The 25,853-nt window shown below is 70.2% G+C and carries 23 protein-coding genes; 6 read left to right on the top strand and 17 right to left on the bottom strand.

Annotated features, from left to right (window positions below; translation table 11 throughout):
• Positions 1-97: 97 nt before the first annotated feature.
• Positions 98-1,462, bottom strand: coding sequence for a pentapeptide repeat-containing protein (locus AB0J64_RS47905; RefSeq protein ID WP_364043023.1), 1,365 nt, complete (start codon positions 1,460-1,462; stop codon positions 98-100).
• 342 nt (positions 1,463-1,804) lie between these two features.
• Between AB0J64_RS47905 and AB0J64_RS47900 the strand changes: the two genes are divergently transcribed.
• Positions 1,805-2,170 (top strand): thioredoxin family protein, encoded by a 366-nt coding sequence (locus tag AB0J64_RS47900; RefSeq protein ID WP_364043021.1) that lies wholly within the window; start codon positions 1,805-1,807, stop codon positions 2,168-2,170.
• Here the strand turns inward: AB0J64_RS47900 and AB0J64_RS47895 are convergent.
• The 3 genes from AB0J64_RS47895 to AB0J64_RS47885 all read right to left on the bottom strand — a co-directional run bounded on the left by AB0J64_RS47895 (position 2,167) and on the right by AB0J64_RS47885 (position 6,073).
• Entirely contained in the window at positions 2,167-2,943 is a 777-nt protein-coding gene (locus tag AB0J64_RS47895; RefSeq protein ID WP_364043020.1) for an SAM-dependent methyltransferase, read from the bottom strand. The two genes, AB0J64_RS47900 and AB0J64_RS47895, sit on opposite strands and share 4 nt — an antisense overlap.
• 493 nt (positions 2,944-3,436) lie before the next feature.
• The gene (locus AB0J64_RS47890) at positions 3,437-4,774 is read right to left on the bottom strand and encodes a class II 3-deoxy-7-phosphoheptulonate synthase (protein ID WP_364043018.1); all 1,338 of its coding nucleotides are present in this window, start codon (positions 4,772-4,774) and stop codon (positions 3,437-3,439) included.
• Between the two features lie 102 nt (positions 4,775-4,876).
• Complete coding sequence (locus tag AB0J64_RS47885) at positions 4,877-6,073, bottom strand: FAD-dependent oxidoreductase (RefSeq protein ID WP_364043016.1); 1,197 nt, start codon at positions 6,071-6,073, stop codon at positions 4,877-4,879.
• Positions 6,074-6,191: 118 nt separating this feature from the next.
• Between AB0J64_RS47885 and AB0J64_RS47880 the strand changes: the two genes are divergently transcribed.
• The gene (locus tag AB0J64_RS47880) at positions 6,192-7,094 is read left to right on the top strand and encodes an anti-sigma factor (protein ID WP_364043014.1); all 903 of its coding nucleotides are present in this window, start codon (positions 6,192-6,194) and stop codon (positions 7,092-7,094) included.
• A 39-nt stretch (positions 7,095-7,133) separates the two neighbouring features.
• Positions 7,134-9,344 carry a M64 family metallopeptidase gene (locus tag AB0J64_RS47875; RefSeq protein WP_364043012.1) on the top strand — a complete coding sequence of 737 codons (2,211 nt, stop codon included), beginning with the start codon at positions 7,134-7,136 and terminating at the stop codon, positions 9,342-9,344.
• Here the strand turns inward: AB0J64_RS47875 and AB0J64_RS47870 are convergent.
• From AB0J64_RS47870 to AB0J64_RS47845, 6 genes are read right to left on the bottom strand one after another with little or no spacing between them, the layout of a single operon-like run.
• On the bottom strand, positions 9,288-10,283 hold the full coding sequence (locus tag AB0J64_RS47870; protein WP_364043010.1) for an aminoglycoside phosphotransferase family protein: 996 nt from the start codon (positions 10,281-10,283) through the stop codon (positions 9,288-9,290). The genes AB0J64_RS47875 and AB0J64_RS47870 overlap by 57 nt on opposite strands.
• Positions 10,284-10,292: 9 nt before the next feature.
• The gene (locus AB0J64_RS47865) at positions 10,293-11,291 is read right to left on the bottom strand and encodes a LacI family DNA-binding transcriptional regulator (RefSeq protein ID WP_364043008.1); all 999 of its coding nucleotides are present in this window, start codon (positions 11,289-11,291) and stop codon (positions 10,293-10,295) included.
• On the bottom strand, positions 11,272-12,681 hold the full coding sequence (locus tag AB0J64_RS47860) for a GH1 family beta-glucosidase (RefSeq protein WP_364043006.1): 1,410 nt from the start codon (positions 12,679-12,681) through the stop codon (positions 11,272-11,274). Before AB0J64_RS47860 ends, AB0J64_RS47865 begins: the two co-directional genes overlap by 20 nt.
• The gene (locus AB0J64_RS47855; RefSeq protein WP_357604599.1) at positions 12,678-13,508 is read right to left on the bottom strand and encodes a carbohydrate ABC transporter permease; all 831 of its coding nucleotides are present in this window, start codon (positions 13,506-13,508) and stop codon (positions 12,678-12,680) included. Before AB0J64_RS47855 ends, AB0J64_RS47860 begins: the two co-directional genes overlap by 4 nt.
• Complete coding sequence (locus AB0J64_RS47850) at positions 13,505-14,461, bottom strand: sugar ABC transporter permease (RefSeq protein ID WP_364043004.1); 957 nt, start codon at positions 14,459-14,461, stop codon at positions 13,505-13,507. The genes AB0J64_RS47855 and AB0J64_RS47850 overlap by 4 nt, the downstream gene beginning before the upstream one ends.
• Before the next feature lie 57 nt (positions 14,462-14,518).
• Entirely contained in the window at positions 14,519-15,859 is a 1,341-nt protein-coding gene (locus tag AB0J64_RS47845) for an extracellular solute-binding protein (RefSeq protein WP_364043002.1), read from the bottom strand.
• Between the two features lie 363 nt (positions 15,860-16,222).
• Here AB0J64_RS47845 and AB0J64_RS47840 point away from each other — a divergent pair, with 363 nt between their 5' ends.
• The gene (locus AB0J64_RS47840; RefSeq protein WP_364043000.1) at positions 16,223-17,038 is read left to right on the top strand and encodes an alpha/beta hydrolase; all 816 of its coding nucleotides are present in this window, start codon (positions 16,223-16,225) and stop codon (positions 17,036-17,038) included.
• A 59-nt stretch (positions 17,039-17,097) separates the two neighbouring features.
• Here AB0J64_RS47840 and AB0J64_RS47835 read toward each other — a convergent pair whose 3' ends face one another.
• Positions 17,098-17,628 (bottom strand): MarR family winged helix-turn-helix transcriptional regulator, encoded by a 531-nt coding sequence (locus tag AB0J64_RS47835; protein ID WP_364042999.1) that lies wholly within the window; start codon positions 17,626-17,628, stop codon positions 17,098-17,100.
• On the bottom strand, positions 17,618-18,340 hold the full coding sequence (locus AB0J64_RS47830) for an SDR family oxidoreductase (RefSeq protein ID WP_364042998.1): 723 nt from the start codon (positions 18,338-18,340) through the stop codon (positions 17,618-17,620). Before AB0J64_RS47830 ends, AB0J64_RS47835 begins: the two co-directional genes overlap by 11 nt.
• Positions 18,341-18,470: 130 nt before the next feature.
• Between AB0J64_RS47830 and AB0J64_RS47825 the strand changes: the two genes are divergently transcribed.
• On the top strand, positions 18,471-19,682 hold the full coding sequence (locus AB0J64_RS47825) for an MFS transporter (protein ID WP_364042996.1): 1,212 nt from the start codon (positions 18,471-18,473) through the stop codon (positions 19,680-19,682).
• A 64-nt stretch (positions 19,683-19,746) separates the two neighbouring features.
• On the opposite strand, the gene AB0J64_RS47820 is transcribed toward AB0J64_RS47825, so the two are convergent.
• Both AB0J64_RS47820 and AB0J64_RS47815 read right to left on the bottom strand, forming a co-directional pair.
• Positions 19,747-20,217 (bottom strand): hypothetical protein, encoded by a 471-nt coding sequence (locus AB0J64_RS47820; RefSeq protein ID WP_364042994.1) that lies wholly within the window; start codon positions 20,215-20,217, stop codon positions 19,747-19,749.
• Positions 20,218-20,276: 59 nt separating this feature from the next.
• Positions 20,277-21,602: an MATE family efflux transporter gene (locus AB0J64_RS47815; protein WP_364042992.1), complete on the bottom strand. Its 1,326-nt coding sequence runs from the start codon at positions 21,600-21,602 to the stop codon at positions 20,277-20,279.
• A gap of 186 nt (positions 21,603-21,788) precedes the next feature.
• Between AB0J64_RS47815 and AB0J64_RS47810 the strand changes: the two genes are divergently transcribed.
• Positions 21,789-22,334, top strand: coding sequence for an AAA family ATPase (locus AB0J64_RS47810; RefSeq protein ID WP_364042990.1), 546 nt, complete (start codon positions 21,789-21,791; stop codon positions 22,332-22,334).
• Between the two features lie 37 nt (positions 22,335-22,371).
• Here AB0J64_RS47810 and AB0J64_RS47805 read toward each other — a convergent pair whose 3' ends face one another.
• The 3 genes from AB0J64_RS47805 to AB0J64_RS47795 all read right to left on the bottom strand — a co-directional run bounded on the left by AB0J64_RS47805 (position 22,372) and on the right by AB0J64_RS47795 (position 25,692).
• A complete protein-coding gene (locus AB0J64_RS47805) occupies positions 22,372-23,628 on the bottom strand; it encodes an RNA polymerase sigma factor (protein ID WP_364042988.1) in 1,257 nt (418 codons plus the stop codon).
• Between the two features lie 136 nt (positions 23,629-23,764).
• Positions 23,765-24,205, bottom strand: a complete 441-nt coding sequence (locus AB0J64_RS47800) for a YciI family protein (RefSeq protein WP_364042986.1) — start codon at positions 24,203-24,205, stop codon at positions 23,765-23,767.
• Positions 24,206-24,288: 83 nt separating this feature from the next.
• A complete protein-coding gene (locus tag AB0J64_RS47795; RefSeq protein WP_364042984.1) occupies positions 24,289-25,692 on the bottom strand; it encodes an ATP-binding protein in 1,404 nt (467 codons plus the stop codon).
• Between the last annotated feature and the right edge of the window lie 161 nt (positions 25,693-25,853).

Raw genomic sequence — 25,853 nt, 5'->3', positions numbered from 1 at the left:
CATCGACCGGACCACCTACAAGGCCACCATCAGCATCAACATGATCCCGGCCAGCCCTTGACGCCGCCACCACAGCCCTAACTGAACGGCGTTGGCTCTAGCGGTGCACGGCCGGTTGGGGCGGCTCGGCCTGGCGTTCGGCGTGTGAGGTCGAGGTCCACAGCACGGCGGCCGCGACGATCGTCAGCAGCATCGCGAACCAGCCCGCCGCCCGCCCCATGCGCAGGCCGTACCCGCACACGAGCCAGGAGACCGACAGCCACCAGCGGTGATCGGCCTGGCGGCGCATCTCCATGGCCGCGAACGCGAAGTCGGTCGAGGTGGCGCTGTCGCTGGGCCGCAGCCCCGCGTAGAGCGCGGCCAGCCCGTCGGGCGTGGCGCCGGGGCCGCCCGCCGCCGCCCAGCCGCGCATGGTGTGCTCGTCGGCCAGCGCCCGGCGGCGGGAGAACCAGCGCAGCATCGGCCAGCGCAGGCTCACCCGCACGCCGCGCGGCGTGAGCGCGAACGTGCAGTCCTTGACCCGCACCCCCGAGGGATGGGCCAGGCCGGCGAACCTGCACGCCGACAGGTCCAGCCCGAACAGCGCCAGGTTGGCCGCGTCCACCAGCCGCAGCGACGACAGCATGGACCTGCCCCGGCCGGTCACGGTGGCGGGACCGCGCAGCACCGCGCCTTCGAGGTCGGCCTGCGAGTCGGTGAGCCGCACCGTCGTCGAGCCGGCCACCTCGACGCCGCGCAGATCCACGCCGCACCGAGCCACCGCCACGTCCAGCAGCCCGTCGGCGCGGGCCCTGGCCGCCGACAGCCTGCCGGTGGCCGAGAGGTACGCGTCGGCGGCGAAGTGCGCGCCCTCGAACCCGGCGTGCCCGCTGACCTTGCGGAAGGACACGGTACGGCCGAAGCGCGCCCCCCTGAAGGTGGCTCCGTCGCCCAGCCTGGCGCCGTCGAAGGTGGCGTACCCGTCGAACCTGGCCCGCTCGCACGACAGCCCGTGGCCGAAGACGGCCTGGCTGAACAGCGCGTCCCGGGACATCACGGCCCGGTCCAGCGAGACGTGCCCGCGCACGGTGACGCCGTGGAAGGAGAGCTCGCGGGTGAACCTGGCGCCCGCCAGCGACACGTTGCCCTCGAAGCGGGCGCCGAAGAACGAGGCCAGCCGCTCGAACCTGGCTCCGTCCAGCGACACGTCGCCCAGGAACGTCACGCCCGCGAACCGCACGTCGCCGGTGAACCTGACCCGGTCGAGCCGGGCCCTGCCCGGCCGGGCGCCGACGGCCTCGAGGACTCTGGACAGCAGCTCGCTGTTGACCGTTGTGCCGCGCAGGTCGAGCAGGCGACCGGGAACCATCTCGTCAAGGACCTCGGAGAGCTGGTCAGGAGTGAGGTGTGCGAAGCAGAAGCCGGTCGGACGGCTAGCGATTCCGGTGCAGGCAGCCGAATACGCGCAGGTGACCCAGTCCATGCCCTGGTTCATACCCGCGGGACGCCGGTGTCAAGGTTCGAGGTTTTGGCGTTCTATTCTGGGATCGGCCGTAATTGAAGGGGATTCGGGGTGCGTCTCTGGTGGACCGGGATGGTTTCGGACGAGCCCATTCACCACCACGTCTGGGATTTCAGCTCTCTCGTGCTGTGACGAACGCCACAACGCCTGCGGTCCCCGACCGACCGCCGGCCCCCGTCCCGATGTTCTCCGGCCATCCCTGCCACGCGGCGGAGCCCGCGGTGGCATAGTCAGTGGAATGTCCGGGAAGGGGTAGGGGTTCATACCGATGGAAAATTATCAGCGACGAACGAGGAGCCACTTGTGGCGACCATCGAAGTAACCGAGAAGAACTTCAACGACATCGCCGACAAGGGGATCGTGCTGCTCGACTTCTGGGCGGAGTGGTGCCCGCCGTGCAAGAAGTTCGGCCCGATTTTCGAGCAGGCTTCCGACAAGCACGACGACCTCACGTTCGGCAAGATTGACACGGACGCCGAGCAGGGGCTTGCTCAGGGTTTCGACATCACCTCGATCCCCACGCTCATGGCGATCCGCGACGGCATCGTGGTCTTCGCCCAGGCCGGCGCCATCCCGGCACCCGCGCTCGAAGACCTGATCCGGCAGGTCCGGGCGCTTGACATGGACGCCATCAGGGCCGAGCTCGCAGAGGAGCTCAAGCAGAACTAGGCGTTGTCCGGCTTGCGTCCCACTCCGACGTACCCGAACGTGATCCCGTTGCCCGGCGCGTCCGGGTCGTCGGGGCGCCAGCCGTTCGGGTACGTCAACCCGGGCGCCTCCAGCTCGTAGCCGTCGAAGAAGCGCAGGATCTCCTCGCGGGTCCTGAGGCTGAGCGCGGCCGTGGCCCTGCGGTAGATCTCGATGGCCTGCGGGGTGGTGTCCGGCGTGTCGTCGACCGCGTGGCTGATCACCAGCCGGCTGCCGGGCACGCTCACCTTGCGCACCTTCGCCACCAGGTCGTACGCGATGTCGTCCGGGATGAAGTGCAGGATGGCCAGCATCAGGAACGCCACCGGCCGGTCGAGGTCCACCAGGCCGCCCAGCTTGTCCAGCAGCGCGTCCGTCTCGCGCACGTCGGCCTGCAGGACGTCCACGTCGTCGGTCCTGGCCAGCAGGGCCCTGCCGTGCGCGCAGACCACGGGGTCGTTGTCCACGTAGACGACGCGCGCCTCCGGGGCGATCTCGTGCGTGTTCCCCTGGGTCGGCAGCCCCGCGCCGAGATCCACGATCTGCCGCACCCCCGACTCGACCAGGTGCCGCACGGCGCGGCGCAGGAACGCCCTGTTCGCGCGGGCGCCCTCCTTGGTGTGGGGGAACGTCTCCAGGATCTGCTCGGCGGCAGCCCGGTCGACCGCGAAATTGTCCTTGCCGTCGAGGTAATAGTCGTACATACGCGCGACGTTGGGGACGTTGGGGTCCACCCCCTCGGGGGCACTGTCCACGGTTACTCCCGAAATTCGCCCTCTTTGCGGGCGATCATATCCGCGGAACCCCAAATTTCGGCCGAATTCGGTTCTCTTTCTTGTCGCGATGAGACGCACAACACCTGGGTGTCAGCGTGTCGTATGGGGGCCGCTGCATTCCGTTTTCGCCGTGGCGCCGGCGTGCTGTCGCGGAGGAGTCGCGCGGCTCCAGGCCGCCCGCGCATGGCCGGCGAGCGGCCGCGGACCGGCGCGGCTGCGCGCCCGTCGTGTGACGAGCACCGGCCGGCGCCGTCCGCTTCGCGTCGCGCCGTACACCGCCGCCGACGTGGGCGCGCGATGTCGCGCGCCCGCCCCGAGCGGCGCGGACCGCTTGGAGCGGGCAGGGGCAGTTGCGGTGGCGCCACGCGACGGGTCGGCCGCAGTGGCGCCTTGCGAGGGAGCGGCCGCGGCGCGGCCCCCCGACGGGTACGCCGCCCCGACAGGTACGCCGCGCCTGAAGGCCGCAGACGGGTCAGCCGCGGTAGAGCTCGGCGACGCGGAAGGCGAGGTCGAGGGACTGGCCGCGGTTGAGCCGGGGGTCGCAGGCCGTCTCGTAGCGGGTCGCGAGGTCGCCCTCCACGATCTCGTGCCCGCCCCCGACGCACTCCGTCACGTCGTCGCCGGTGAACTCGATGTGGATGCCGCCGGGATGCGTCCCCAGCGACCGGTGCACCTCGAAGAACCCCGCCACCTCGTCGAGCACGTCGTCGAGCCGCCGCGTCTTGTGCCCGCTGGGCGCCTCGAACGTGTTGCCGTGCATCGGGTCGCAGATCCAGGCCACCCGCGCCCCCGTGGCCGTGACCTCCTTGACCAGGGCCGGCAGGTGCTCGCGGATCTTGGAGGCGCCCATCCGGGTGATGAACGTGAGCCGCCCCTCCTCGTTGCCCGGGTTGAGCTTGTCGATGAGCGCGAGCGCCTCGTCGGGCGTCGTGGTGGGCCCGAGCTTGACGCCGATCGGGTTGCGGATCTTGGAGAAGAAGTCGACGTGCGCCCCGTCCAGCTGGCGGGTGCGCTCGCCGATCCAGACCATGTGGGCCGACACGTCGTACGGCCGCCCCGTACGCGAGTCGATCCGCGTGAGCGCCCTGTCGTAGTCGAGGATCAGCGCCTCGTGCGAGGAGTAGAACTCCACGGTGTGGAACTCCTCCGGGTCGGCGCCGCAGGCCCGCATGAACGCGAGGGCCTGGTCGATCTCCCTGGCCAGCTGCTCGTAGCGGCGCCCGGCGGGCGACTCGGCCACGAAGTCCTGGTTCCAGGCGTGCACCTGGCGCAGGTCCGCGTAGCCGCCCTTGGTGAACGCGCGCGCGAGGTTGAGGGTCACGGCCGAGGAGTGGTACGCCTTGAGCAGCCGCCACGGATCGGGCCTGCGCGCCTCGGCGGTGAAGTCGAACCCGTTGACCATGTCGCCCCGGTAGGCCGGCAGCTCGATCCCGTCGCGGGTCTCGGTGGGCTTGGAGCGCGGCTTGGCGAACTGCCCCGCCACCCGGCCGATCTTCACGACCGGCACCTTGCCCGCGTACGTCAGCACGATCGCCATCTGCAGCAGCGTCTTGAGCTTGTTGCGCACGTTGTCGGCGGTGGCGCCGGAGAAGGTCTCCGCGCAGTCACCGCCCTGCAGGACGAAGGCCTCACCGCGGGCGACGGCGGCCAGCTGCTCCTTGAGCTGGTCGCACTCCCCGGCGAAGACCAGCGGGGGCAGGCCGCCCAGCTCGGCGACGACCTTGTCGAGCTCGCCGCGGTCGGGCCAGTCTGGCTGCTGTGCCACGGGAAGGGCTCGCCAGGTATCGAGATCCACGAGATTGCTGCTCACGAGATACGAGGGTAATCCACCGGCTCTGCCCCGCCGACCGTGTTGTCCACGTTTTGGATGCAGCCGGCGCGTGAGAATGAGGTTTCCCGGCCGAGACCGAGGTCAGGACTCCCGCACCGTCACGTGCTCGGGCCGGATGCCCAGCCCGATGAACCGCCGTACCATCCGGTTCACCAGCGGGATCCTCGCGAGGTCGCGCGGCAGCGGCGACGGGTCGAACTGCTGACTCAGCGCCCGCTTGATCACCATGTTCTGGACCACTCGCTGGGCCGCCTGCGTCACCCTGGTGGGTGGCATCCGCCGCTTCTGCAGCAGGTGCAGGGTCGACTCGGGGATCGGCGCGCCGGACCTGAGCGAGCCCGCCAGCAGGTTGGCGGCGGCGACCGCGTCCTGCACGGCCAGGTTGATCCCCACCCCGAACACCGGCGACATGGCGTGCGCGGCGTCCCCGATGCACAGGAACCCCGGCCGGTGCCAGCGGCGCAGCCGGTTGATCACGACCGTGAGCACGCTGACGTGGTCATAGCTCTCGATCTGCCCGATCCGGTCGGCCAGCCACGGCAGCAGCGACACGACCGGTTCGCGGAGCGCGCCGATGCCCTCGCGTACGAGCTCGTCGAACCCGCCCTTGGGGATCACGTACGCGAGCTGCCAGTAGCTCTCCCTGTTGATCGCGACCATCATGCGACCGCTGGAGATCCGCAGGAACGTGTCGTCGCGGTCGGAGGCTTGCCTCGGCAGCCGGAACCACACCACGTCCATCGGCGCGCCGAGCTCCTCGGGCACGAGCCCCGCCCGTTCGCGCAGGACCGAGTGGCGCCCGTCGGCGGCCACCGTCAGGTCCGCCCTGATCTCGTGCTCGCCGGACGCGTCGCGGTACCGCAGCCCGCGTACGGCCCGGCCCTCCCGGATCAGATCGTGCGCCTCGGCGTTCATGAGCAGCCGGAAGCCCGGGTACTTCTCGGCGGCCGACGTGACGAGCTTGAGGAAGTCCCACTGCGGGACCCACGCGATGTAGTCGTAGGCGCCGGGCAGCCCGCGCAGGCTCGCCAGCCTGATGTCCCCCACGTCGGTCACCATGCTGATCTCGTACGCCTTGCGGTGCGGGATCTTCAGGAAGTCCTCGGCCAGCCCGACCTCGTCGAGCACCTGCAACGTGGACGGATGGATCGTGTCGCCCCGGAAGTCACGCAGGAAGTCGCCGTGCTTCTCCAGCAGCGTCACCTCGACGCCCGCCCTGGCCAGCAGCAGCGCGAGCATCGCGCCTGCCGGTCCGCCCCCCGCGATTACGCAGTCCATAATTCATCACCCGATGAGATTGTCTCACGTCATGAGAAAAGAGCAACCCCCATGGCAATCCGACATGCCCGAGCGGCCGAAGTACATGCGTGAGCCGCCTCTCACAAAGGGAGTGGACATGACCGACGGACTCCACACCCTCTCCGGCGCCTACGCCGTGCACGCACTGCCGTACGCCGAGTGGGTGCTGTTCGAGGAGCACCTGGTGGCTTGCCAGGTGTGCGGGACGGAGGTACGGCGGCTGCGGGAGACGGCGGCCAGGCTGGCGGCGACGGTGGCCGCGCCCCCGCCCGGCACGCTCCGCCCGCGCCTGCTCGCCGCCGCGCACGCGTCCCGGCGTCCCGCCGCCCGGCCGGAGCACGCGTACCCGCCCGACCGCGGATCCGGGAACGCGCTCGAACGCGGGTTCGGGAACGCGCCCACGCTCGCGCTCCCGCCACAGCCGGCGAGCTCGCCGACGATCCGTGTCCCGCCCGGGGCGTGGCAGCCCGCCGCCACGGGTGCGCCGGAGGTGACGGCGGTGCCCGAGCAAGGCCGGCTCGTGCCGTTCAGGCGCGGGCGGAGCAAGGTGATGGCGGGCCTGGCCGCGGTGTCCGTGGCGGCCGCCGTCGCCTTCGGCGCGGTCGCCATCGACGCCCGCCGCGATCTGGGCGACCTGGCCGCGCGGAACGGGGAGGTGATCGCCGTGCTGGCCGCGCCCGACGCCGAGACGGTACGCCGGCCCGTCACCGCGGGCGGCACCGCCACGGTCGTGATCTCCCGGTCCAGGGCACGTATGGTGTTCGCCTCGTCCGGCCTGCCCCGGCTGCCCGGAACCAAGGGGTACGAGCTGTGGCTGATGGGACGCGACGGCCCCCGCCCCGCCGGCATGCTGGAGCGCGCCGAGAACGGCCTGACCACGCCCCTGCTGGTCACGCCGGAGCGGGAGGACGACCGGGTGGCGCTGACGGTCGAGCCCGCGGCCGGATCAGGGAAGCCGACGACCCGCCCGATCCTCCTGGCCGATCTCCCCGAGACCTGACCCTTGGTGGCGCGGCCTTGATCGGCGATAGTGCAGGGCATGCGTATATTCGCGGTCCTGGTGCTGGCCGCCGCCCTGTTACAGACCCCGCCGGCGAGCGCAGAGGCGGGCGCGGCCACCGTGGTGCCCGTGCAGGTCACGGGCGCCCCGGCCGAGAGGTTCAACCTGATCGTCATGGGTGACGGCTACACCGAGTCGGAACAGGCGAAATTCCGGGCCGACGTCGACCGGCACCTCAACGTGATGTGGTCGATCGAGCCGTTCAAGACGTACCGGAACTACATCAACGTCTACCGCGTGGACATCGTCTCGGGCGAGTCGGGCATCAGCTGCGACCCGGGGCTGGACGCGCCGCGGAAGACGACGCCGCTCGGCATGGGCTTCTGGGGCCGCTGCAACCCGGGCAGCGTCCAGCGCCTGATCACCATGGACAACACCGCCGCCACCCGCTACGCCGACCTGGTCACCGGCACCTCGTCCGGCAACCGGCAGATCCTCGCGCTCGGCAACAGCGGCACGTACGGCGGCGCGGGCGGCTCGTACGCCACCGCCTCGGGCAGCAACAGCATGTCCGCCCTGATCAGCCCGCACGAGCTGGGCCACTCCCTGGGCGGCCTGCAGGACGAGTACGACTACTACCAGCGCGGCGTCCCCGGCGGCGCCTACACCGGGCCCGAGCCGTCCAGCCCCCACCACACGCTGCTGACCGAACAGCAGATGAAGGACCAGCGCAAGAAGTGGTGGCGCTGGCTCGGCGAGCCCAGCGAGTCGGGCGGCCCCGTCGGCCGCTACGAGGGCGGCATGTACTACACGGTCGGCGTCTGGCGGCCCAGCCGGCACTCGATGATGAAGACCCTCGGCTACTCCTACGACCAGGTCAGCCGCGAGGTCATGGTCCAGCGCATCACCGCCAAGACCATGGTCATCCAGGACGCCACGCCCGGTGAGCAGCCCGTCGGAGCCGACCGGGTGCTGTGGGCCGAGCCGATGCGCCCCGTCGGCCACGCGCTGGAGATCACCTGGAACGTGGACGGCAAGGACCTCAAGACCCACGAGCAGACCCTGGACCTGCGCACGCTCGGCCTCGCCCCGGGAACCCACCCGGTCACCGTCACCGTCTCGGACCCGACCGGGTTCGTCAGGGACCCGGCGATCAGGGCGGCCATCACCAAGTCGCGCACCTGGACCGTGGACACGTCGCTGACCACCCCTCCGGACGGCGTCGAGCCCGCCATCGTCTCCTCCACGCCCACCGACCGGCCGCTCGGCCGCGCCGACGTCGCGTACGTGGAGACCACCCACCCCGCAGCGACCGTCCCCGAGGTCACCTGGACCCTGGACGGCAGGCCCGCCGGCACCGGCACCGACCTCGATCTCGGCGAACTGGACCTGAGGCCGGGCGCCCACACCCTCACCGCGGCCCTCGGCGGCAGGACGCTCACCTGGCAGGTCGACGCCGACCGGCCGACGACCGGGTACGAGCTGTCCGAGCCGCTCGCCAGGTCAGGCGACACCTACGTCTACAACGGCCCGTTCTCCATGCGGCTCACCGGCGAGGACGACCGCGACGGTTACGTGGTCTCGGAGTCCAGGGTGGACGGCGACGGCTGGTTCAACTACTTCGGCTGGCCCACCTCGTCGCAGCTGCCGTGGACGTTCAGCGAGGAGGGGACGGTCATCGACTCCCTCGTGTACGGCAAGCTGCCGCGCGGCCGGCACACCGTCGAATACCGCTCGATCGACGCCGCCGGCAACTACGGAGCGCCGAAGAGCTTCACCGTCACCACGATCGCGCCGCCGCCCGCCTGCACCAGCACGGTCACCGGCACGCACCGCGGCCCGCTCACCGTCGCCGGCGGCGTCACCTGCCTCGACGGCGCCGAGGTCACCGGGGCCGTGACGGTCAGGCCGGGGGCGTCGCTGGTGGTCATCGGGGGCCGGATCACCGGCGCGCTGACCGCGGTCGATCCCGCCGCCGTGCACCTGCTCAAGGCGTCCGTCACCGGCGCGCTCAGCGTCCGCGGCGCCAGGGCGCTGACCGTCGTGGGCGCCGACCTGCGCGGCGCGGCCCTGCTGGCGGGCAACACGGCGCCGATCCTGTCGGGCACCACGGTCAGGGGCGCCCTGGTGTGCACCGGCGAGCAGCCCGTGGACCTCGGCGTGCCGAACAAGGGCTCGGGGCCGTGCGTCAGGCTACCCGCGGGCGCCAGAGGAGGCGCCTACGAGGCGGTCGAGCACAGCCGACAGTGAGCCGAACGCCGCGTCGCGGAGCCTGGCGTACTCGTCCTCCGGATACTGCCGGGGCCCGTTCTCCACCAGCAGGATCAGATAGAGGTAGGCGCGGTAGAGGTCGAGCCGGGTGCGCGCCGCCGGGGTGAGCTCCAGCGGCGTCACCTCGCGGTAGCCCGCCAGCAGCGGGTCGTCCTCCGTCAGCTCGCCGAAGATCGTCGGCGTGACGAACTCGGCGATCGGGTCGCCCCAGAAGGCCCGCTCGTGGTCGATGATGGCCTGGATCCGCGGCGGGCCGCTGAGGTCGAGGAAGACGTTGCCGTGCCACACGTCGAAGTGCACCAGCCGCGGCTCCGTCACCTCGTCGAGCACCGGCGACGCCGCCTCGATCACGCCCAGGATCTCCCCGGCGGGGCGCGGCAGCGGCGTCGGCCAGCGCTCGGTGTCGCCGACCAGCGCCCCCACCATCGCCAGGAACGCCTCCCGCCAGGTGGCCCCCACGATCCCGGCGTGCGGATAGCCGAACACCTCGCCGGTGACCGCGTTGAACCTGGCCAGGTGGCGGCCCAGCTCCCGGCGCAGCGCGTCACCGCCCTCGGGCTTGACGTCGTTCCAGGAGACCCCGTCGAGCGCGGCGAGCAGCAGGTAGTCGCCGCCCAGCACCGGGTCGTCGAACCCGGCGCGCAGCAGCGTCGCCACCGGCACCCCGGCCTGCGCCGCCAGCTCGTAGGCGGCGGCCTCCATGCGCAGCAGGTTGCGCTCGTAGCTGAGCTGGTCGAGGTCGGGCGGCGGCGACAGCTTGAGCACCACCTCGCGCCCGTCGTCCAGCTTCAGCCGCCAGACGGCGTTGGCGTAGCCGTCGGTCAGCTCGGTAGCGGCCGTCACTCCCGTGCCCAGCGCGCGCCGCACCAGGGCGTCGAGCTCGGCCTCTGATAAGCGGCGCTTGGTCCTACTGTCCACGGGAGCCTTTCATGCGGACTGCCTGCGTACGAGGTGGGTGTCGAGGATCACGACGGGCTGCCGCAGCTGCTCGCCGTTGATGCGGGCCACCAGTAGCTGCGCCATCTGCCGGCCCATCTGCTCGGTCGGCTGGTGGACGGTGGTCAGCGGCGGGTCGGCGTGCAGCGCGGCCTTGGAGTCGTCGAACCCGATCACGGCCACGTCCTCCGGGATCGACCGGCCCGCGGCCTTGAGCACGCGCATCGCGCCCAGCGCCATCGGGTCGGAGGCGGCGAACACCGCGTCGAGGTCGGGGTGCTCCGCCAGCAGCTCGGTCATCGCCGTCGCGCCGCTCTCCTCCGAGAAGTCGCCGTACGCCACCAGCTCCGGCAGGCCGGTGAGCAGCAGCGCGTCGCGATAGCCGGCCAGACGGTCGACGCCCACGCCCATGTCCTGGGCGCCGGCGATCGCGGCGATCCGGCGGCGGCCGAGCCCCAGCAGGTGCTTGACCGCCTGCCGGGCGCCCGCCCGGTTGTCCATGTCCACGTAGCTGTACGGGTGGAGGCCGACGGGGAGGCCGCCGAGCACGGTCGGCACCCCCATGTCCTCGAGCCTGCCGGGCAGCGGGTCGGCGCCGTGCAGCGACAGGAGCAGCACGCCGTCGACGTGCTGCCCCGTCAGGTAGGTCTCCAGCCGCTCGTGCTCCTCAGGGGTGCGGGCCATCGCCAGGATGAGCTGCAACCCCGTCTCGGCCAGCGCCGAGCCGATGCCGCGGATGGTGCCGGCGAAGTAGGGCTCGTCGAACACCCGCAGCTGCGACTCGGAGACCACCAGCGCCACCGTGTCGGTGCGGCGCGTCACCAGGGCGCGCGCCGCACGGTTGGGCACGTAGCCCAGCTCGCGGATGGCCAGCTCAACGGCCTCGCGGGCCTTGGCGCTGACGTTCGGCGAGCCATTGATGACTCTCGACACCGTGCCCCGGCCTACCCCGGCCCGAGCCGCGACTGCCTCAAGAGTCGGTCGGTTCATGGCGCCTATTCTGCCGGATGATCTCCGAGTACCAGAGCGCGCTGTCCTTGAACAGTCGTTCCTGGGTCTCGAAGTCCACGTGCACCAGGCCGAACCGCTTGCCGTAACCCCAGGCCCACTCGAAGTTGTCCATCAGTGACCAGGCGAAATAGCCCTCCAGGGGCACGCCTGCCTCGATGGCCTCCTTGCAGGCGCCGAGGTGCGCCTCCACGTACGCCCGCCGCTCGTTGTCGTGGATCCGGCCGTCCTCGAGCACGTCGTCGAAGGCGGAGCCGTTCTCGGAGACCACCATCGGGATCGGCGGATAGTCCCGCGCCACCCTCGTGAGGACCTCGACCAGGCCGCCCTCGTCGATCTCCCAGCCCATGGCCGTCACCGGCTGGCCGCCGCTGACGAACGACACGTGCTCGCTGCCCACCCACGGCGAACCCGTGTCCGTGGGGGCCGCCGCCGCCGACTGCCTGCCGCCTGGTGCTCCCGATACCGTGAAGCGGCTGTAGTAGTTGACGAGCAGCACGTCGATGGGCGCGTTGATGGTCTTCATGTCGCCCGGCTGGATGAAGTCGATCTCGCCGGGCAGGTCCGCCAGCACGTCCTCCGGGTAGCGGCCCAGCAGCAGCGCGTCCAGGAAGAACCGGTTCTGCAGCCCGTCGATGCGCCGGGCCGCGTCCAGGTCCTCCACGCTGTCGGTGGCGGGCGTGACCGCGTACAGGTTCACGCAGCCGCCGACGCGCCGGGCGCCCATCGCCTGCACGGCCAGCCCGTGCGCCAGGTTGAGGTGGTGCGCGCCCCTGATCGCGTTCTCCGGCTCGCGCCGGCCGGGGGCGTGCTCGCCCGAGGCGTAGCCGAGGAACGCGGCGCACCATGGCTCGTTGACGGTGCTGAAGGTGTGCACGTGGTCCTTCAGCGCCTCGTGGACCGTCGCCGCGTAGTCCGCGAAGCAGTACGCCACGTCGCGGTTCGGCCAGCCGCCCTTGTCCTCCAGTTCCTGCGGCAGGTCCCAGTGGTAGAGGGTCAGCCACGGGTCGATGCCGTGCCCGCGCAGTTCGTCGGAGAGCCGCTTGTAGAAGTCCAGCCCCTTCTGGTTGACCTTGCCGGAGCCGGTCGGCTGGATGCGGGGCCAGGACACCGAGAAGCGGTAGGCCGACAGGCCCAGCTCCGCCATGATCCCGACGTCCTCCCGGTAGCGGTGGTAGTGGTCGATGGCCACGTCCGCGTTGTGCCCGTTGAGAATCCGGCCCGGCGTCCTGGTGAACGTGTCCCAGATGGAGACGCCGCGCCCGTCCTCGGCGACCGCCCCTTCGATCTGGTACGCCGAGGTCGCCGCGCCCCACGCGAAGCCCGCAGGGAAGCGCAGCCCGGCACGCGTCTGTTCCTCTTGTGTCGTCACGCCTTGACCGCACCTTCCATGAGACCGCCGACGATTTGACGGCCGAATGCGACGAATACTGCGATGAGGGGGATGATGGACAGCGCTGTCCCCGCGAAGATCAGCGTGTAGTTCGTGGAGAACCTGGCGTTCAGCGAGGTGATCGCGATCTGCACGGTGGGGTTGTCCGGGGTCAGCACGATCAGCGGCCACATGAAGTCGTTCCACATGAGCATGAACGTGTTGATGCCGAGCACGGCCATGCCGGGGCGCACCGCGGGCAGGACGACGTTCCACCAGATCCGCAGTGTGGCGGCGCCGTCCACCCTGGCCGCCTCGACCAGCTCCATCGGCACGGCCTGCCGCGTGTACTGCGTCATCAGGAACACGCCGAACCCGTTGAGCAGGTACGGCAGGATGACCGCCTTGAGCGTGCCGGTCCACTCCAGGCTCACCATGAGCCGGTAGAGCGGCACCACGCCCATCTGCTGCAACGGCACGGCCATCGTCAGCAGCACGAGCACCAGCAGCACGTTCCTGCCCTTGAAGGTCAGGTTCGCGAACGCGAAGCCGGCCAGCGTCGAGATGATCACCACGGAGACGGTGACGATGCTCGACACGATGAACGAGTTGCTCAGGCCCAGCAGGAACTTGGCGTCCTCGTTGTTGAGCACCGCGACGATGTTCTCGCCCAGGTTCCCGCCCGGCAGGAACGGCGGCGGCACCGCGACCGCGTCGGCGTTCGTCCGGGAGGCGATGACGAGCATCCAGTACAGCGGGAACGCCGACAGCACCACGGCCAGGGCCAGCATGAGCCTGGTGGCGAGGGTCGGGGAGAAGTTGTTCATTTCGTGCCCCCGATCCGGCGCACGAACAGGAAGTTGATCGCCGCTCCGATGAGAATGAGGAGGAACAGCAGCCAGGCGGCCGCGGCGGCGTAGCCGTAGTCGAACTCGCGGAAGCCCTGCTTGACGATGAACATGGCCACCGTCTGGAACTGTCCCTGCGAGCCGCCGTCGACGTTGCCGTTGTAGAACGTGGTCGGCTCGGAGAACAGCGTCAGGCCGCCGATCGTGGAGTTGAGCACCACGAAGATCATGGTGGGGCGCAGCATCGGCAGCGTGATCTGCCAGAACTGCCTGCGCCGGGAGGCGCCGTCGATCGCGGCGGCCTCGTACAGGTCGCGGGGGATCGTCTGCATGCCGGCCAGGAAGATGATCGCGTTGTAGCCGGTCCAGCGCCAGTCGACCATGGTGGCGATGGCGATCCACGACGGGATGCGCTCGGCCCGCCAGTTCGTCTTGTCCACGCCGAACCAGCTCAGGACCCAGTTCACCAGGCCCCAGTCGCGGGCGTACAGCTGCGTGAACACCACCGCGACCGCGACCACAGACGTGACCAGCGGCAGCAGCACGCTCATGCGGATCGGCAGGCGGAACCTGAACCGCTTGTTCAGCGCGTTGGCCAGCAGCAGCGCGAGCACCATCTGGGGGATCGTGGCGATGAGGAAGATGCTGACCGTGTTGACCACGGCGTTCCAGAAGTCCTCATCGCCCAGCAGCGCGGTGTAGTTGCCCAGCCCGGTCCATTCCACGGTCCCGGCCAGGTCGTAGTCGTAGAGCGAGTAGTAGAGCGTGAAGGCCAACGGGAACAGCCCGAAGGCGGCGAACAGCAGGAAGTACGGGGACACCAGAGCGTACGGCATCGCCTTGACGTCCAGTCGGGAACGCCATCGGCGGCCGGGCGGGCGGTCGCGGCGATGGTTGTATCCGCGCCTCCCGTTGAAGGGTGTCGAACTCATAGCAGACCTTTCGGCGGCAACGAGCCCGGCCCGCTGATGGCGGGCCGGGCGGGGGGACTAACCCGCGGCCTTCACCGCGTCGTCGACCAGCTGCTGCCAGGCCTTGTCGTACTTGACAGAGCCGTCGTCCATGCCCTGGATGACGGACTCGATGGCGTTCTTGACCTGGGCGTGCTTCACGCCGAGGAAGACCGGCTGCAGGCTCGAGGCGGACTTGGCGAAGATCTCACCGATGGGGGCCTGGTTGAAGAACTCGTTCTTCGCGCCCTGCACGGCCGGGTCCTGCTGGGCCTTCGTGTTGCTCGGCATGTTGCCGAAGTCCTTGAAGATGCTGGCCTCGGTCTCCGCCTGGGTCAGGTAGTCGGCGACCATCGCGGCCTCCTTCGGGTGCTTCGACTGCTTGGGCACGGCCACCCAGGAGCCGCCCCAGTTGCCGCCGCCGCCCGGCACCGAGGCCACGTCCCACTTGCCCTTGCCGCCGTCGCCGGCGTTGCCGCTGACCACGCCGAGCATCCAGGACGGGCAGCCGACCGTGGCGAACGCGCCCTTCTGGGTGCCCGCCGCCCACTCGTCGGTGAAGTTGCGCAGCTTGGCGGTCAGGCCCTGCTGGCTCATCTTCGTGGCGAAGTCGAAGGCCGACTTCACCGCCGGGTTCTTGTCGACGATGAGGTTGTTGTCCTTGTCGAAGTACGTGACGTTGCCGTTCTTGGCCGCCTCCTGGTAGAGGACGACCTGGTACAGCGTGTTCGTGCCGTCGGCGAACTTCGTGTCCTTGACCTTCGACTGGAACGTCTTGCCGACGTTCATGAACTCGTCCCAGGTCGGCCAGAGCGCGCTGACCTTCTCACGGTCGGTCGGCAGCCCGGCCTTCTTGAACAGGTCCGTGCGGTAGCAGAGGCTCATGCCGCCGATGTCGGTGCCCAGGCCGAACAGCTTGCCGTCGGCCGTGACGCCGTTCTCCCACTTCCACGCCGGGAAGTCCGCCTTGCGGGAGTCCAGGCCGTACTCCTTCAAGTCGGCCCACCACTCGGGGTGCGCCTTGGCCAGACCCATGCCGCCCTCGTCGATGCCGACCACGTCGCCCGCGCCGTTGCCGGCCTGCAACCACTGGATCATCTGGGGCCAGTACTGCTGCTCGAACTGGTCGGTGAGGTGCTCCTCCTTGATCTGGATGTCCTTGTGCTCGGCATTCCACTTCTCGATGGCGTTCTTGTAGCCGAAGTTCGTGCCGCCGCCGAAAGTCTGCACGCGGATGGTGACCGGCTCGGCCGCCGCCGAGGAGGCGGGAGCGCTGCTGGAACCCGTACCGGTACTGCCTGAGCTACAGGACGCGACGGTCAGCGCCGCCGCGGCGAGGGCCGAGGCCGCGGCAAGACCGCGACGCTTGCTGATCATCATGGTGGACCCCTTCTCGGGTGAATGTGTGGGGAGTGCACCGCGGCACGCGCTCCGCCGCGGTGGGAGTCTTTGGGAGCGCTCCCACAAAGGGTGCACTTACGTGGTCTGCGCGTCAATCCACCGAAACGCAACCGTTACCAATGGGGCGGTTTGTCACTTTGAAACCGGATTTTTAGCGTTATAGTGCGCAAAGAGCGTCTTGGGAGCGCTCCCACCACAAGAGGCATCTTTTGTGTCGCATCAAGGGCATGTCACCCGCACCGACCACGCTTTCTCCCCGTCACACCACCTGTGAGAACGCCTGTCGGAACACTGGGCACGCCAGCGGGATGGCGAGGAGGCCTCCACTTAACATGGGTAGTCATGGAGTTGACAGAGCGGTTCGAGTGGCGTGGGAGGCGGATCGCCTGGGGACGCGCGGGCGCCGGCCCGGCCGTGGTGTTCTGTCATGGCACGCCGTTCTCGTCGGTGTTGTGGCAGCCGTTCGCGGAGGCCTTGAGCCGCGACTACACCGTCTATCTGTGGGACATGCCCGGATATGGTCGTTCCTCCAAGCACGCCGAGCATCCCGTGGATTTCGGCGCGCAGGCCGAGGCATTCGCGGCGCTGCTCACGCACTGGGGGCTGGACCGGCCACACGTGATCGCCCACGACTTCGGCGGCGCCGTGTCCCTGCGCACGCACCTGATCCTGGGCGTCGACTACGCCTCGCTCATGCTCGTCGACGTCGTGGCCATCCCGCCCAGCGGCTCGCCCTTCTTCACGTTCGTGCAGGACCACCCCGATGTTCTGGCGGAGCTACCGGCCTACATCCACACCGCGATCGTGCGTGCCTACATTCAGGGCGCCAGCCACCGCGGCCTGCGCGACGACGATCTCGACGCCCTCGTGCGGCCGTGGACGGGGGAGGACGGCCAGCCCGCCTTCTACCGGCAGATCGCCCACTACGACGAGCGCTTCCTCGAAGAGAACGAGGAACAACTGGGTCGCATCAGTATCCCCGTACGGATCCTGTGGGGCTCTGACGACGCGTGGATCCCCACCGATATCGCCCGGCGACTGCAGAGCCTGATCCCCGCCGCCGAGCTCTCGCTGATCGAGGCCGCCGGTCACCTGGTCCACCACGACGCGCCCGTCCCGCTCATGGACGACATACGCGCCTGGCTCACCGCCGGCTGACACACGTGTCAAGGGCGGCCCCGAAAGGACACATCGAGGCCGCGTCGGAACCGGAGGGCTCAGTCTCCGACCTGCCCGGTCGGAGTCGGGCCGCCGAGCCCGGCGAGCAGTTCGCGCAGCAGGTCGGCGAGCTGGTCGCGGCGTTCGGGTGCGAGATGGCCGATGAGGCGGTCCTCGGCCGCGAGCAGGCCGGCGACGACGCGGTCGAGCAGGGCGTGGCCCGCGTCGGTGAGCGTGACCGCGCGTGCGTGGTAGCCCGACCCGGCGGTGGTCCGTTCGACCAGCCCTGCCCTGGCCGCCCGTTCCACGCGCTGGGTGATCGCGCCGCGCGTCACCATGCAGGCATCGGCCAGGTTGCCCGGGCTCATGCGGTACGGCGGCCCGGAGCGCCGCAGCGTGGACAGCAGATCCAGCGTCGCGACGTCCACGCCCAGCTTCGTGAGGAGACGGCGGCGCTCGTCGCCGAAGACCTTGGCGGCCCACCAGATCCGGGTGATGACCCCGATCGACTCCACCGGGACGCCCGGCAGCTCCCGCCGCCAGGCGTCCTGGATGGCGTCGGCGCCGTCGCGCGGCGGGTCAGCGGCCACGTTCGGCGCCGCCGTTCACCTGGATGATCTGCGCGGTGACGTGCCCGCCGCCGGGCGAGGCGAGCCAGTGCACCGTCTCGGCGATGTCCTGCGGCGTCCCGGCCCGGCCGGTGTGGGTCTGCGCGACGAGCGTCGCGCGCCGTTCGTCGTCGAGGGCGCCGCTGAAGAACTCGGTGTCCTCGATGAACCCCGGGGCGACCACGTTCACCGTGATGCCGCGCGGCCCGAGGGCGGCGGCCAGGTCCGACGCGTACGGGTGCAGGGCCGCCTTCATCGGGCCGTACGAGGTGCCGCCCGAGCCCCGGAAGGCTGCGATCGAGCTGATGAACACGATCCGCCCGGACGGGTTCAGCAGATCGCGGAACGCCTCGGTCGGCAGCACCGACGTCAGCACGTTGGCCCGGAAGTTGCCCGTCCACCGCTCCGCGACGCCGCCGGAGCCGTACCGCATGTCGACGTTGCCGCCCGCGTTGTTGACCAGCACGTCGATCGTGCCGAAGCGCTCGGCCAGATCGGCACGCACCCGCTCGACCTCCGCCGGCTCACTCAGGTCGGCCGGCAGCGCGGTGCCGCCGATCTCCTTGGCGGCCGTCTCCAGCACGTCGGCGCGGCGACCGATGATCACCACCCGGTCCCCGTCGGCCGCGAAGCGCGCCGCCACCGCCTTGCCGATGCCGGTGCCCCCGCCGGTGACCACTGTCGTGCGTGTCATGTTCATCCCTCCTTGAGTTTAGGCCTAAACTCAAGCTAGCAGAGGGGACCGGACGGCGTCGAACCGAGACCTCAGACTTACGACCTGAGCCCGATCCGTTGCCCATGTTCCTGTTGCGACACTGGCCGCCATGCTCCGTCCCTCCTCCCGGACCTCGGCGACCGGTCCCTTCCTCGTGGGCATGTTCGTCGACGCGCTCGGCAACGGTCTCTACGTCCCGCTGACCCTGCTGTTCATCCAGGAGGTGACCGGCCTGCCCACGCCCGTGGTGGGACTGGGGGTGACCGTGGCGGCGACGATCGGGCTGGCCGCCAACCCGATCGCCGGAGTGCTCATCGACCGGTTCGACGCCCGTACCGTGCTGGTGGGCACGTACGTGATCCGCGCGCTCGGCTTCGCCCTGTACCCGCTCGTGTCCGGATTCGGCCCCCTCATCGCGGTCGCCGCTGTGATCGCGTGCGGAGACCGTGCCTTCTACCCCGCCGCGCGCAGCTACGTCGCGGTGCTCACCGAGGGCGGCGGCAGAGACCGTCTGTACGCGCTCATGGCCACGGCCCGCAACGTCGCCTTCGGCCTGGGCGGCCTGCTGTCGGCCGCCGCAGTGTCCCTGGCCGGTGGCTACGCCCTGATCGCGGCACTCAACGCGGCCAGCTTCGTCATCGCCTCGGCCTGCCTCCTGCGCATCCGCCCCACCTCGGATGAACGCCCTCCGAGCTCGGCCCGTGGCGGCTACCGCCAGGTGCTCACCGACGGGCCGTTCATGGGCCTGGTGAGTGTCGAGCAGGCATTCACGCTGACCAAGCTCATCCTCTCCGTGGGCCTGCCGCTGTACGCGGTCTCGGTGCTCGGCGCCCCGCCCGCCGTGCTCGGCATCCTCTACACGATCAACACGCTGCTGGTCGCGGCCGGGCAGATGGGAGTGCGCCGCCTCCAGCGGCACGCCCGCCGCACACACGCCATGGCCCTGTCCGGCGTCGTCTTCATCGCCTCCTGCGCCCTGTACGCCCTCGCCGCCCCCCTTCCGCCCGGCCCGCCCCGCATCGCCGCCCTGGTGGCCGCCACCCTCGTCTTCACCCTCGCCGAACTCATGCACGCCACCCCCTCCTCATCCCTGGCCGCCGGCGCCGCGCCCCCCGCCCTGCGCGGCCGCTACCTGGCGGTCCACCAGATGACCTGGTCCGTGGGCCAGGTCGTGGCGCCCGCCGGGTTCTCGCTCCTGCTCGGCCTGGCGCCACTGTCGCTGTGGGGGGTGCTCGCCACCCTGCTCGCGCTGGCCTCCGCGGGGCTGCTGCGCCTGTCGGCCCGCCTGCCCGCGGAGGCGGTCTCCGAGAAGATCTCCTGAGGCATGTGGAACGTCCCACTCGTCATCTGGGGTGGGACCGTAACCCGATCTCCGCGCTTCGGGCTCATATGGAGCCCTCTACCGGCCCGAAGTCGCCGCTTGTGGGCTTGCGGGCCTCGGCGTAGTGCGCAGGATCGGCCTTGATCCGCGCAGTTGCCCGCCAGCTTTCGATGACCTCCTGAGTGGTCGCGTCGACGTCCAGTTCGGCGGCATCGGAGAGCGCCTCGACCAGTTCGAGGGTGAAGGCACGCAGTTCGGTCGCGGAAAGGTGGCGTACCCAGGGGAAGACCTCCGGCATGGCTATGACGAGCGCACGCGCGGTGGGGTCATGCTTGATCAAGGCAAGGAACAGCCGGGATGCCGTGGCCAGCGTACGGTCGCGTTCTTCTTCGCGATCAGCCGCGGTCAGGTAGAAATCCGGGGCGTCGCGATGAGTCACACGTACTCGGCCTAGACGCGCCGCACGTTCGGCGACGGCTCGAGGATTTCTCGACAGATCGGAGAAGGTCACGGCATCGGCATGGCTGGTGCTCACCCCACGAGTCTAATCAGAATACGTTCTGACGACTACGTTCATGGCGATGACAGAGCGGCTCAGGCGTCGCGATCACCAGAGCTCAGCGCTGCGGGAGAACGGCGCAGAGCCGAGCCGGCCCGTGCGCTGTGCCGTCTGAAGCCGGTGGTCTGTAATCCAAGGATGAGCACGCCGCCGGCGGTCAACGCCGTCCACAGTCCCGTCAGCCCCCAGGCGGCCGCGGCGGGGATCATCGTGAGGGCGAGCATGCCGTTTCCGGCGATGGCCGAGCCCAGCGTCCAGGTCGACCGTTTGAGCCCCATCAGGCTCCACGACATCACGATTCCGCAGTTGTTGGCGAGGGCGTAGGCCCCCAGCAGCGGCAGCAGGGCGAGGGCCAGGGCAAGGACCGTGGCGTCCGAGGTGAACAGTCCGAGCACCGTGTCGCCGAGCAGGAGCAGCACGAGGGCGCCGGTGAGCACTCCGGTGGCGGCGATCGTCACGGCCGCCCGGTTGAGCCGGCGGGCGTCTTCAGGGGAGGCGGCTCTGGCGATCTCCGGCGTCACGGCCTGCGCGACGGCGAACGCGGCCAGCCCCAGGAATCCCTCCAGCGACGTGAGGATCGCGTGGGCGGCGGCCCCTTGGACTCCTGTCCGTGCGGCGGCGTAGGTCACGCCGCCCATGACCGTGAACTTGATGACGAGCGTGGCGGACATCGGGATGCCGACCTTGGCCATGCGTACGATCTCCCGCGGCCGGGGACGTCCAGGCCACAGAGACTGGCCGGCCAATTCGGGTACGCGCAGCAAGAAGACGTTCGACACGGTGACACCCAGGGCGGTGGAGGCCAGGAGCGCGATGCCGGTGCCCTGGATGCCTATCCTGGGCACCAGCGTGAGGTGCAGGACGACCCCTGTGGCTGTGCTCGACAGGCTCGACCGGAGCACCTGCCGGCTGCGTCCCAGCGCGATCAGCATCCCGTTGGCGCCGCTGCCCGCGGAGGACAGCAGCACCTGGAGAGCCAGGAGCAGGGGTAAGATGCCGAATTCGGCTGTCACCTCACGGGGCGCCCCGTTCATCCGCGCGATCAGGGGGACGCCGAGCATGACGCATGCGCCGAGCGTCCCGAGCCCGATGGTGAGCCAGCGCGCGTCTTTCAGGATGGGCAGGGCCTCGGCGGGGCGGTCACGGCAGGCGGCGATGAACGGGGCCATGCCGCGCAGACCGCCCGACACCGCGGCCGTGACCGGGGCGAGCACCGCACTTGCGAGCGCGAAGGCCGCCAGTTGGGTGGTCGCCTGGTGCCCGAGGAGGGAGGTGCTGATGAGCTGGGCGACGACGCCGGCGCTCAGGGACAGGAAGAGCGGAGCTGCCGCGCTCAGTATCGCGCGATGAGGAGAAGGCATGAAAAGCAAAATCCCGGGCGGTCGATCGCTCGGGATACGGAATAAGTATATCATCCCGGCGGCCGAAGATCAGGCCGCTCACGTCCCGTACGGACAGCTGCGACATGACAGAGTTGAGCGGACATGGGCCGCCCGCGCCGGCCGTGCCGGGCGGCGTCCGGGCCCGAGTCATACGGGGAGCAATTGATGAGGCGCTACATCCTGACGGGCACCCCTGGGGCCGGGAAGACGGCGATCCTGCGCCGGCTGGAGCGTGACGGCTACACGGTCGTCGAGGAGGCGGCGACGGATGTCATCGCCCTGCACCAGGCCCAGGGCGAAGCCGAGCCGTGGACGGAGCCGTCCTTCGTGGAGGCGATCGTCGCCTTGCAGCGCCGGCGCCAGGAGCAGGCCGCGGCCCTTCCCGATGACGTCCAGATCTACGATCGATCGCCTGTCTGCACCTACGCCCTGGCCACCTACCTCGGCCACCCCGTCCCTCCGGCGCTGTCCCGCGAACTGGACCGCATCCGGGCCCGGCAGATCTACGAGAAGAAGGTCTTCTTCGTCCAGAACCTGGGGTTCGTCACGCCGACGGAGGCGCGGCTGATCACCTTCGAGGAGTCGCTGCGATTCGAGCAGATCCACCAGGACGCCTACACCTCACTCGGCTACGAGTGCGTCCCGATCGCCCCGGGCACGCTGCCTGAACGGGTGACAGCGGTCAAGAAACACCTCGAAGCCGCACCATGACCACTGCGCGATCTCGAGATCATCTGATTTGCCGGGCTCAGCAGGAGGCGGCGCGGTCCTCGAGGAGTTTGCGTTCGCGGGCGTTGCGGGTCATCGCGGCCGCCCGCCCGAACTCGGCGCGGGCCTCCTCCCGCCGGCCAAGCTTGAGGAGCAGGTCTCCTCGTACGCTCGGCAGCAGGTGGTAGTCCTTGAGCGAGGGCTCGTCCACGATCTGGTCCAGGAGCTGAAGACCCACCGCCGGGCCGTAGGCCATGGCGAGGGCCACCGCCCGGTTGAGCTCCACGATCGGGGAGCGGGACAGCCTGGCCAGGGCCTCGTACAGGCTCGCGATGCGCTCCCAGTCGGTGTCCTCCGGGACGACGGCCCTGGCGTGGCAGGCGGCGATCGCTGCCTGGAGGGTGTACGGGCCGGGCGCGTCCCCCAGTTGCTCGGCCTGGTCGAGAGCGGCCAGGCCGCGCCGGATGAGCAGCTGGTCCCAGAGTGCCCTGTTCTGCTCCAGGAGGAGGATCGGCTCGCCTGACGGGCCCAGCCGGGCGGCGGATCGGGAGGCCTGGATCTCCATGAGCGCGACCAGGCCGTGGACCTCGGGCTCCTTGGGCATCAGACCCGCCAGGACACGGCCCAGCCTGAGGGCGTCCTCGCACAGAGCGGGGCGCATCCAGTCCTCCCCGGCGGTCGCCGAGTAGCCTTCGTTGAAGATCAGGTAGATGACTTCGAGCACGGAGACCAGGCGGGGCGACAGCTCCGACGCCTCGGGCACCTCGAAGGGGATCTTCCTGTCGGCCAGCGTCCGCTTGGCCCGGACGATCCGCTGCGCCACCGTCGGCTCCGGGACCAGGAACGCCCGGGCTATCTCGTCGGTGGTCAGGCCGCCGAGCACCCGCAGCGTGAGCGCCACCCGCGCCTCCATGGAGAGCGCGGGATGGCACGCCGTGAACACCAGGCGCAGGAGGTCGTCCTCGATCTCGTCGATCTCGGGGAGGTCCTCCTCCGTGTCGAGGCGGTGGCCGAGCTCGATCAGGTGACGTTCGAGGCGTTCGTTCCTGCGGATCAGGTCGATGGCGCGGCGCTTGGCCACGGTCATCAGCCAGGCGCCCGGGTTGCGCGGCACGCCCGTCTCCGGCCACTGCTCCAGCGCGGCCACCAGCGCGTCCTGCGCCAGCTCCTCGGCCAGGCCGACGTCGCGCACGTATCGGGCGAGTCCGGCGATGAGCCGGGCCGCCTCGATCCGCCACACCGCCTCGATCGCCCGGTGAGCGCCCTGGGGGTGAGGATTGCTGTCGGAAGCCGTCACCGGCCCATGAGAGCAGCACCACGCCGCCGATGGCAACCGACGCCGGCCGCCGCCCAAGGGCATCGGCCTTTCTTCGCTCCACCGGTACGCCGGCCGAACGGGCCCAAGCCGCCGGACCGGCCGGGTAAGCGCGGGGTCAGGCGTCGGGCTGGTCGACGCCGAGGCGCTCGCGCAGCGCCTCCTCACGTGCGCGCTCCTCCGCAGGCAGCGAATCGTCCGGTACGTCCGAAGCGTCGAACACCCGCCACACGTCCAGCCCGATCCCCTCATGCCCCGGCGGCACCGGCACCCGCAGCGCCCACTCGATCGCCTCTTCCCGGGACTTCACCTGGATCAGCCAGAAGCCGGCGATGAGCTCCTTGGCCTCGGCGAACGGCCCGTCGATCACCGTCGACTTCCCGCCGCTGTAGGCGATCTGCGCGCCCTGGGAGCTCGGATACAGCCCCTCGGCCGCCAGCAGCACCCCCGCCTTGGCCAGCGACTCGTTGTAGGCGTGCATGTTGTCCACGACTTCCTGGCTCGGCAGCGCGCCGGCCTCGGTCTCCGCGTTCGCCTTGCCCACGATCATGAACTTCATCGGTGCCGCGCTCCCTGTCGTCCGTATCGGTCTCGTTCAACGCGTCGAACGGCGAAGGGCGGGATCGACACGTACCGGAGAATCTATTCGGCTCGACCACCGGTGGGGGCGCTCAGCGGCAGGCGCAGGACGAAGCCGGCCCCGCCCATCGCGGCCTGGTGGACGTGGAGAGTGCCGTGGTGGGCGGTGGCGATGTCCCGGGCGATGGCCAGGCCCAGGCCGGTGCCTCCGCGGTCGCGGCTGCGGGCGGCGTCGAGGCGGACGAACCGCTGGAAGATCCGTTCTCGGTCGGCCGGGGGCACGCCGTCGCCGTCGTCGCTCACCACCAGCTCGGCGTGCGTGGCCGAGCGGCTGAGCCGTACCCGTACCTGGCTGGTGGCGTGCCGTTGTGCGTTGTCCAGCAGGTTGGTCAGCACTCTTGCGATCTGCCCCGGCACGGCGTCGACGACGACCCGGTCGGCCAGGTTCAGGGCTGTCGGGTGGCGATCGGCACGCCGGCCGGTCTCGGTGCGGATCAGGTCGGTCAGATCGACGTGCTGAGTGGCCTGGGGAGCGGTGGCGCCCAGCCGGGCGAGCAGGAGCAGGTCGGTCATGATGTCCTGAACCCGGTCCAGGTCCTCCAGCGCGTGCCCGATCAGGTCGGACAGGTCGGTGTCGCGCGGGTGCATCTGGGCCTCCTCCAGGCGCACGCGCAGGCCGGCCAGCGGGGTGCGTAGCTCATGGGAGGCGTCGGAGGCGAACTGGCGTTGCCGCTGCAGCGCCTGCTCGGTCGAGGCTTTGGCCTGCTCCAGACGTCCGAGCGTGTGGTTGATGGTGCGCGCCAGCTGGGCGATCTCGCCGCGGCCCTGCGATTGCGGGATGCGGGTGCTCAGGTCGCTGACGTTGATCGCGGCCAGTTGCGCGCGCATGTGCTGGATCGGGCGCAACGTGCGGTTGGTGATCTTCCAGGTCGCCGCTGTGGCCAGGAGGATCAGCAGCGCGATGTGGGCGGTCCAGAGCAGTTGGAACCCCCTGGACAGTGCCATGGGCGCCACCATCCGGCCGGCGTAGACCACCGGGGAGGCAGGGGAGGGTGAGAGGCGGACCGCGGCCAGTCGCAGGCACTGTCTGCCGGTGTTCGTGGCGCACACCTCCACGTCGGCCCGGGGGTGATCCGGGGAGGGGCGTACCTGGCTCAGCGGGTCTCGACCGCGTGCCGCGGGCGAGGCGGCGATGACACGGTGATCGGCCCCCACGACCTGGATCAGGTCGATGCCGGGTGTTCGGGTCTCGATCGTGCCGGTCAGATTCCGGCGCCCGGCCGCGGCGGCGGTGATCCCGGCTTGCTCGCGGGCGCCTGACCAGCCGGGGTCGGCTGACGCCTGTCCGGCGGCTGATGCTCCGACCATGCCCATCGGGACCAGCACGGCGATCGCCGTGGCCAGGGCCAGGACGGTGAGCCGGGCCGGGGTCGAGCGCAGACGCCGCCGCCATGAGCCCGGACTCATGACGTCAGCTCGCCGCTTCGCAGTCCGCCCGGCGAACCGCACGCGTGCGCGAACCTGCCAGGTGCTCGGCCGGTCAAGGCACGCCCGGCGGCGGTGAAAAGGATCTTACTGACGATCAAGGACATGGCTCCTCCCGTCGGTGATGGGCATGCCGGCCCGAT

The organism is Nonomuraea sp. NPDC049695 (assembly GCF_040674955.1).
GTDB lineage: Bacteria > Actinomycetota > Actinomycetes > Streptosporangiales > Streptosporangiaceae > Nonomuraea > Nonomuraea helvata.
The sequence above is the reverse complement of the archived record's forward strand: the minus strand, read 5'-3'. Positions and strand labels throughout refer to the sequence as shown.

Bases quoted from the DNA above. Each gene is read 5' to 3' on its own strand.
- AB0J64_RS47850 (WP_364043004.1), bottom strand. From the start codon at position 14,461: ATGAGTTCGACACCCTTCAACGGGAGGCGCGGATACAACCATCGCCGC.
- AB0J64_RS47840 (WP_364043000.1), top strand. From the start codon at position 16,223: ATGGAGTTGACAGAGCGGTTCGAGTGGCGTGGGAGGCGGATCGCCTGG.
- AB0J64_RS47830 (WP_364042998.1), bottom strand. From the start codon at position 18,340: ATGACACGCACGACAGTGGTCACCGGCGGGGGCACCGGCATCGGCAAG.
- AB0J64_RS47865 (WP_364043008.1), bottom strand. From the start codon at position 11,291: ATGAACCGACCGACTCTTGAGGCAGTCGCGGCTCGGGCCGGGGTAGGC.
- AB0J64_RS47810 (WP_364042990.1), top strand. From the start codon at position 21,789: ATGAGGCGCTACATCCTGACGGGCACCCCTGGGGCCGGGAAGACGGCG.
- AB0J64_RS47825 (WP_364042996.1), top strand. From the start codon at position 18,471: ATGCTCCGTCCCTCCTCCCGGACCTCGGCGACCGGTCCCTTCCTCGTG.
- AB0J64_RS47855 (WP_357604599.1), bottom strand. From the start codon at position 13,508: ATGAACAACTTCTCCCCGACCCTCGCCACCAGGCTCATGCTGGCCCTG.
- AB0J64_RS47815 (WP_364042992.1), bottom strand. From the start codon at position 21,602: ATGCCTTCTCCTCATCGCGCGATACTGAGCGCGGCAGCTCCGCTCTTC.
- AB0J64_RS47845 (WP_364043002.1), bottom strand. From the start codon at position 15,859: ATGATGATCAGCAAGCGTCGCGGTCTTGCCGCGGCCTCGGCCCTCGCC.
- AB0J64_RS47875 (WP_364043012.1), top strand. From the start codon at position 7,134: ATGCGTATATTCGCGGTCCTGGTGCTGGCCGCCGCCCTGTTACAGACC.
- AB0J64_RS47880 (WP_364043014.1), top strand. From the start codon at position 6,192: ATGACCGACGGACTCCACACCCTCTCCGGCGCCTACGCCGTGCACGCA.
- AB0J64_RS47800 (WP_364042986.1), bottom strand. From the start codon at position 24,205: ATGAAGTTCATGATCGTGGGCAAGGCGAACGCGGAGACCGAGGCCGGC.
- AB0J64_RS47885 (WP_364043016.1), bottom strand. From the start codon at position 6,073: ATGGACTGCGTAATCGCGGGGGGCGGACCGGCAGGCGCGATGCTCGCG.
- AB0J64_RS47905 (WP_364043023.1), bottom strand. From the start codon at position 1,462: ATGGACTGGGTCACCTGCGCGTATTCGGCTGCCTGCACCGGAATCGCT.
- AB0J64_RS47795 (WP_364042984.1), bottom strand. From the start codon at position 25,692: ATGAGTCCGGGCTCATGGCGGCGGCGTCTGCGCTCGACCCCGGCCCGG.